This window comes from Arthrobacter sp. AQ5-05 (assembly GCF_003287975.1).
GTDB lineage: Bacteria > Actinomycetota > Actinomycetes > Actinomycetales > Micrococcaceae > Paeniglutamicibacter.
Map to the genome: position 1 here is coordinate 1 of NZ_QMKQ01000054.1, position 7,294 is coordinate 7,294.

Genomic DNA, 7,294 nt, shown 5'->3' on the forward strand with positions numbered 1-7,294 from the left:
CAGCCGCAGACGACATTCGGCGCTCAATTATCGGCGACCGAACGAAGTCCACTATAGTTACCAGCAGCCGGCCACGGCAGCGTAGAGAAACCACTAATCCGCTGTCCGAAAAGTCCTAAGCAGCCCAGTTGGTAAGCCTGCCGGGTTGGGTTAGCTGCTTGCGGGCCGTGGCTCGGTTTGCGTATCTGATCGGTACACCACCTCGAGCCGTCCATCGTTGGTTGCTTCACGGATCTCGTTGCGCAGTGATTCGCAGCCAATGAACCTGTCCTTGGGCCGTTCTCCGCATCGGGTTGCGGGAAGCTCCCGGCAGGATTCAAGGGCTTCCTCCGTCCACTGGATGCTGGTTTGCTGCCAGGTTGACTTGCGCACCAGAACGCGGGCCACGCACTCGGTGCAGTCCAGCGACTGGAGGGGGATTTCAAGGAGTCGGGCATCGCTTTGCTGATCCATTAGGCCGGCTGCTTTCCTGTGGTTACGCGGGAGACGGGGATGCGGGCCAGGGTTCGTTTCCACATGTCCACCGGCATCGTCGTATCCATTTCGTATTCGAAGCGATCGGTCATCTGCGGTTCAACGGCTGCGACATCGCAAAAGAACTGTTCGTACCAGCGGCGCATCTGGTAAACGGGGCCATCTTCCTCACAGAGCAAGGGGTTGTCAACGCGGGTTTTTTGCTGCCAAATCTCCGCGTCGGTACCGAACCCGTGAAGTATGCGGGCGGATTGGTCCGCGGCGAATTCCTGCGGATCGAGGCCGAGATCCTTGCTGCGCTTCACGCTCACCCCGCAGAACAACACGAGGTTGTGCTCGTCAACTGGGTAATGGGCGGTAATGAGCACTGCATTGGTGTCGTACCGATCATGGACGTAATCCAGCTCATCGATCATGAACGAGGGGCCGAAATAGGAAGCCACGGAATTGGTCCATATCAGATGCTCCGGAGCGTCTTCGGTGGCGTGGCGGGAGTATTCCCTGCGCATGGGGCCATCAAAATACTGGGTGGCAACGTGGTCTTCGAAAACATTCTTGAAGAACGTCGGACGGTTGGTGCTCTCGTAGAAGAACGTTGCGGTATCCACCAGGTGTTCAATGACATCACGCGGATCGGCTTTGAGGTTTATCTCGTTCCAGGCAAGGTCGGTCCACTGCCCCGGATCGCTGCCGTGGATGCGTGGAATCGTCTGGTCCGCACGCGGGGGCGCCCCTTCTGCGTCATTCCAGATAAAGAGGAGGCCATCCTGTTGCAGCACCGGCCAGCAGGGTGCCAGGGCCCGCGAGGCTGCGCCCTGTGTGACGTGGACGTTGCAGGAGGGTGCGACGGTTTCATGCCGTGTTCCGGCAGCGCGCCCGATTTTTAGGGGGCAGCGTTCGTTCGAGGCAAAGAGTTCGCCATCGGCCCGCTGATCGATAGCGATTTCCTGCCCAAAGACCCTGAGCGGGGTCGATTCCCGGGTCAGGAAGTTCCCGGCCTGCCCCAGACAGTGCCAGCCTCGGGCAAAGCGGGTGGGTGCCCCGTTGTTGACGATGCGACGGATTTCATCCGATGCGGCTGCAACGTTATCCATGCGGATTTCGCTCCTCCCAAAGCCGCTGCGCGGCCCCTGTAGATCACATTCCAGAACACATATTCAGCCACAGGGTGTGACCTTCCGCACATCGAGTCCCGCTGTCCGGGATGCGAAGGGTTCTTGCAGGAAAAAATCCTGCTGGGTGGGACATGGCGCGAACCAGCTTCCCCGGTTCTGGTTGTGTATCCCACACATGTCTGTGCAAGAAGCAAAGGAGAGAGAATGTCCAAAAACCAGGTTTGGGACGGCGAATTCGATGTCATCGTTGTGGGCTCCGGTGCCGGTGCGATGGCTGGTGCCTACAGCGCTGCGAAACGTGGCTTGAAGACCGTCGTGGTGGAAAAGACCGGGCTGCTCGGCGGCGCTTCGGCTTATGCCGGCGCCTCATGCTGGTTGCCTGCCTCTCAGGTGCAGGAACGCTTTTCGGTGGAGGACTCCTCTGCCGAGGCACTGACCTACCTCACCTCGCTCTTGGGCGACCACGAGGTTGAACGCCGCGAAGCCTTCGTGAAGACAGCACCGGAATTTGTTGCGGAATTCGAAGCAGACCCGGCCATCGAGTTCAAGTTCATCGCCTTCCCGGACTACTTTGCCGGACCAGGTCGCAAGGACGTGGGACGTTCGGTCATGCCGGAAGACCTTCCGCGTGAGCAGATCGGCGACCTGGCCGATATCGTGCGTCCGCGTGTCGAAGAAGACCGCCACGGCAACGGCCACGAGGACGGCCCGCTGACCGCCGGCCAGGCGTTGATCGGCCGTCTGCTGCTTGCCTACACCAACACCGGCAATGGCGCCGTGCGTTTGGAGACGGCATTGACCGAACTCATTGCCGAAAACGGCAAGGTCGTGGGCATCGTGGTCCAGGGCCCGGAAGGCATCCAGCGTTTGCGTGCCGAGGTTGGTGTGATCCTCGGTGCCGGCGGGTTCGAGGCGAACAACGAAATGCGCCAGGAATTTGGGGCACCGGGCTCAGCAGAGTGGACCATGGCACCGGATGGCGCAAACATCGGCACCGGCATTCGCGCCGCGGAAGCCGTTGGCGGTGTGGTGGATCTGATGGATGAGGCCTGGTGGGCTCCGGGCAGCGTGCAGCCATCCGGACAGACGGCCTTTGCGCTGGGCTTCCGCGGCGGCATCTGGGTGGACACCAACGGCCAGCGCTTTGCCAACGAATCGCTTCCCTACGATCAAATGGGCCGGGTTCTGGCAAGTGCCGCCGAACAGCGGATCCCTTCATGGTTTATCTTCGATTCCAAGTTCGGCGGAGACATGCCGGGCATCCAGCGGCCGATGAACACCAGCCCCGAGGAGCATCTTGCCGCGGGCACCTGGGTGAAGGCCGATACGCTCAGCGGGCTTGCCGAACTGACCGGTCTTCCCGCCGATGCACTGGCCGTCAGCATTGAGCGTTTCAACGGGTTCGCAGCCTCGGGTGTCGATGCAGACTTCCACCGTGGCGAGGACGCCTACGACCTGTTCTTTGCCGATCCTGACCACGGCCCCAACCCGGCCCTGGTGGCCATCGAGCAGGGCCCGTATTATGCGGCTCGCATGGTGCTGGCAGATCTGGGCACCAAGGGCGGCCTGCGGGTGGACAAGGACTCCCGTGTGTTGACCAAGGACGGCAATGCCATTGAGGGTCTCTACGCCGTCGGCAACACCAGTGCGTCTTTCTCCGGCCGCTTCTACCCGGGTCCGGGTACTCCGTTGGGCTCGGCAATGGTCTTTGCCTACCGTGCGGTCAAGAGCATGGGGCCGGCGAAGGTCGGCTGATCACTCAGGCGGACCAAAACGCCGCGGGCTGATCCTGCCAGCAGGAAGAATCAGCCCGCGGCACGTTGGTATCCGGATGGTCTTGGCGCGCAGGGCAACGCCCCGGGCCGGTCAAGAACTCAATGATTTTGAGCCCGCAGGAAACGGGAGTGGAGCCAATAAATCGCCACTCCCGTTTCCTGCGCGGCAAGGTGCCGAAAATGCTAGCTGGGCAAGCGCAGTTCCTGGCCCTGTTGACGATGGGGCAGCTGAAGGGCGCTGAGCGCTTCCGCGTACATGACCGACTTCACGGTGCCCAGGGTTCCGTGATGTTCGGGAACGTGGGCGGTGGCCAACGCGGTGGCCTGGGCCATGAGGCTTCCGGCTTCCACCGCCGCGTCGATGAGCCCGGCCTGCACGGCTTCAACGCCACCGGTGCGGCGCCCGGTCAACATGGCATCGCGCGCGCTGCGCGGGTCCAGCTTGCACTGGATGAGGGCCGCCATGCCGGGGGTGAAAGGAATGCCGATATTGACCTCGGGGAAACAGAAGTACCCGCGGTCTTCGCGCATGACACGGTAATCGTGGGCCATGGCCAGCAACGCGCCGCCACCGAAGGCATGGCCGTTGATCGCTGCCACCGTGGGCATGGGCAGGGTCAGGATGCGGCGGAACAACCGATGAACCTGATGGACGTAGCCGGCCTCCAGCTCCGTGGAACCTTGCGATTCGTCGACATCCAGCCCATTTGAATAGAACTTGCCCGAGCCGGTTGTCACCAGTGCCCGCGGAGCATCGAGCAACAGCCAATCGAGCAACTGATCGAACTCATCCAACCAGGCGGGTGTAAACCGGTTCTCGTCGGCACCCAAATCCAGGATTGCCACGTCATTTACGGTTCTTATACTAGGCATGGGTTCCTCCTACGGGTACTGTCTCGGGGCGGAGCTCGCGCTTCAGGATCTTGCCCATCGCGTTGCGCGGCAAGCTGTCGGTGATCTCAACTATGCGTGGAACCTTGTAATTGGCAAGCCAGCGCTTGCAATGGGCGACGATTTGCTCCGCGTCGAGGCCCGCGCTTGGCAGCACCTCCACATATGCGCGGGCCACCTCGCCCATCCGATCATCGGGCTGGCCCACCACGGCACAGGCCACGACCCCTTCCAATGAAGAAATGGTCTTTTCGACTTCGGCAGGGTAGACGTTGAATCCACCTACGGTAAACATGTCTTTGATGCGGTCAACGATCGACAGGTAGTTTTGCTCGTTGAACATTCCCATGTCGCCGGTGTGCAGCCACCCGTTTGAATCGATGGCCTTGCCGGTGGCCTCGGGATCATCAAGGTAGCCGATCATGACATTTTCCCCGCGAACCAGGATTTCACCGGCGGTTCCCGGGGGCACCTGGTTGCCTGCGGAGTCAACGATGCGGACCTCAAAGCCTGCGGTCGGCGCACCGCAGGTGGTGCTGATGGTTTCATGGCTGTCATCGAGCTGGCACATGCTCACCACCACGGCCTCGCTTAGGCCATAGGCGGTGGTCACCTGCTTGACCTTCACCTCTTCACGAAGGCGTTCCAGCAAACGAGCCGGCACCATGGCCGAACCCACCACGGCCAGGCGCCAGCTTAATTCGGAGGCGTCGGGCCGCTTCGGGTGGTCGAGGATCGACTGGTGGATGGTGGGCGCTCCGGGAAGCACGGTGATGTGTTCCTCGCGCAGCAAACGCACCGTTTCATCCAGATCGAAGGTTGCCATCGGATAGATGGTCGCGCCGGTGGCCAAACAGACCAAAATTCCGACCTTGTAGCCGAAGGTGTGCGAGAACGGGCTGACGATCAGGTAACGGTCCTCGGCGCCCACTTGTGCTCCCTGCGCCCAAGCCTGCGCCACGCCCAGTGTCTGCCGGTGCGCAGAAACAACTCCCTTGCTGCGTCCGGTGGTTCCCGAGGTGAAGACAATGTCGGCCACGTCGTCCGTCTCAACAAGATTGGCACGCAGCTGGACTTCGGTTGCGCCAACGGTGGTTCCCGCCTGCAACAGCTCCTCCCAGCCCACGATGTGAAGGCTGGCCGAGCTTGCGCCACGTGCTGTTTTTGATTCGCCGCTGGGTAGCCCGATGATGCTTTCAAGTTCCGGGAGGCCCGGTACCAGCGGTGCGGCCTGGGCAAGGCCCAGTTCGGCGGCACCGTCCAGCAGCATGCCCGGGTAATCGGTGTTCAAGAAACCCTCGGCGGCAAAGAGCGCCTTGACCTTGGCCCGCCGCAGGATTTCATGTGCTTCGATGCCGCGGTAGCGGGAGTTCAACGGAACCATGGGGGCGCCAATGGTGGCGGCGGCCAGGGCGGAAACGACCCAGCGGTAGTTGTTCGGCGCCCAGATCGCAACGCTGTCTCCGTGCCGGATGCCGCGGGCAATCAGGCCGGCGGCAACGCCGTGAACCCGAGCCGCGAGCTCGGCGAAAGTAAGCCGGATGTCCCCATCGACAACCGCCTCGTGCTCGGGGAACCGCTCGGCGGCATAGGCCAGCAAGGCGGGAATTGTCTTCGGCTGCTCATCGTCTTGCATGCAAAGTGCTCCCTTGAATCCTCTGAGGGGTAACCCCGCTCGTGGCGGAGCCCCCAATGTTTCGTTAGTTGCCCCGGCCGTGTCTTCACCTAGCCGAGCACGTGTACCAGTCCACCTGTGGCCTCCCGCTGCACGCCGCCGCCGAGAAACTCACGGGATGGGCAATTGCTTGGAATCTGGAGTGGTTCGTGCCGTATGGCGGGTAATGCCGGTTGTTCTTCTCCGGGGAAATAATTTGAGACTACAGCCGGATACCTCGTGCCGTCCGCGTGGTCTCGCTGGCCGGGAACGAGCAAGGAGCCATTGTATTTTGGGGCTTAACGCGGAATGCCACCGAAGCAATTCGATGGCATTCCGTGCATGAACGGGCGAGGCGCTTTAGGTGCTCATGTTCGTGGGAAACTGCGTTCAGGCGCTTAATCCGTCGAGGAAAAGCGCGGTGCAATCGTCGCCGAGCTTTTCCAGCGAGTAGGTCGGGGAAGGCACGAACCAGCGGGCGGTGAGCCACAAGGAGTCGCGGAGCAAACGGTGCACGACGTTTGCATCCAGATCCTTCTTGAACAAGCCGCTGGCAATACCGTTTTCAATGACATCCACCCATATCTTGGCAATTTCGCTGCTGATGGCGCGGGCACCGGTGGTCTTGGGCAACTTCTGAATGTAGGCCACTTCATTCTGGTAGATCTGCGTCGCGTACGGGTAGTCGCGAATGATTTCCAGGGTGACGCGCATCAGGCGTTCCAGGGTGTCGCGTGGCTCGGTGCCCTCATCGAGGGCGGCTCGATAGCGACCCTGCAGGTCGTCGAGGAACCCCTTGAGGATTTCCTGGACCATTTCATCCTTGGAGACGAAGTGGTGGTAGAGACTGCCCGAAAGCATTCCCACGGAGGCGGAGATCTCTCGAACCGAGGTCGATCCGATGCCCTGTTCCGCGAAGAGACGTGCGGCGTTGTCCAAGATGTCTGTTCGCCGGTCCGGTGAGGTCTTTTCGGCCATGTTCACTCTTTTCGGGTTTGGTTTACCGAGCGCACCAAGTGTGGTTTGCCCACGTAGCAATGATCCATCGTAACAACAAACCAAGCGCTAGCTATGGGGGTGATCAGGATTCAAGTGCGGCGCAAGTGCCGAGCAGACTCTTGCCAGATGAGTTTAGCCCTTTGGGCAAGGGGCGGTTTGCCACGCGACGGAGCACCCCCACGAACTGCCTGGGCCATCCCGTCCAGCGGGATGGGACACAAAACCCCTGGGTCGCTGCGCTGTAATTGGGCAGAAATGGGGCTCTACTGACATATCCGTGGGCGTGAGCCGCGAGCCTTAACGTCCACACGCCGCTTCCTGCCTAGGATTTTTGACTGACTAAGGTACAAAAATCTAGGGACTGAAAACGGCGTGCAGAAAACAAG

General features: G+C 61.1%; 6 protein-coding genes. 1 reads left to right on the forward strand and 5 read right to left on the reverse strand.

Annotated features, from left to right (window positions below):
* Window positions 1-150: 150 nt before the first annotated feature.
* Window positions 151-453 (reverse strand): ferredoxin, encoded by a 303-nt coding sequence (locus tag DQ353_RS20740; RefSeq protein ID WP_113765082.1) that lies wholly within the window; start codon window positions 451-453, stop codon window positions 151-153.
* Window positions 453-1,568: a 3-ketosteroid-9-alpha-monooxygenase, oxygenase component gene (locus tag DQ353_RS20745; RefSeq protein WP_113765083.1), complete on the reverse strand. Its 1,116-nt coding sequence runs from the start codon at window positions 1,566-1,568 to the stop codon at window positions 453-455. Before DQ353_RS20745 ends, DQ353_RS20740 begins: the two co-directional genes overlap by 1 nt.
* 225 nt (window positions 1,569-1,793) lie before the next feature.
* Here DQ353_RS20745 and DQ353_RS20750 point away from each other — a divergent pair, with 225 nt between their 5' ends.
* Entirely contained in the window at window positions 1,794-3,344 is a 1,551-nt protein-coding gene (locus DQ353_RS20750; RefSeq protein WP_113765084.1) for an FAD-binding protein, read from the forward strand.
* A gap of 203 nt (window positions 3,345-3,547) precedes the next feature.
* Here DQ353_RS20750 and DQ353_RS20755 read toward each other — a convergent pair whose 3' ends face one another.
* From DQ353_RS20755 to DQ353_RS20765, 3 genes are all read right to left on the reverse strand, one after another.
* Window positions 3,548-4,237: an enoyl-CoA hydratase/isomerase family protein gene (locus DQ353_RS20755; protein ID WP_113765085.1), complete on the reverse strand. Its 690-nt coding sequence runs from the start codon at window positions 4,235-4,237 to the stop codon at window positions 3,548-3,550.
* Complete coding sequence (locus DQ353_RS20760) at window positions 4,230-5,891, reverse strand: AMP-binding protein (protein WP_113765086.1); 1,662 nt, start codon at window positions 5,889-5,891, stop codon at window positions 4,230-4,232. Before DQ353_RS20760 ends, DQ353_RS20755 begins: the two co-directional genes overlap by 8 nt.
* Window positions 5,892-6,299: 408 nt before the next feature.
* Entirely contained in the window at window positions 6,300-6,887 is a 588-nt protein-coding gene (locus DQ353_RS20765) for a TetR/AcrR family transcriptional regulator (RefSeq protein WP_113765087.1), read from the reverse strand.
* Between the last annotated feature and the right edge of the window lie 407 nt (window positions 6,888-7,294).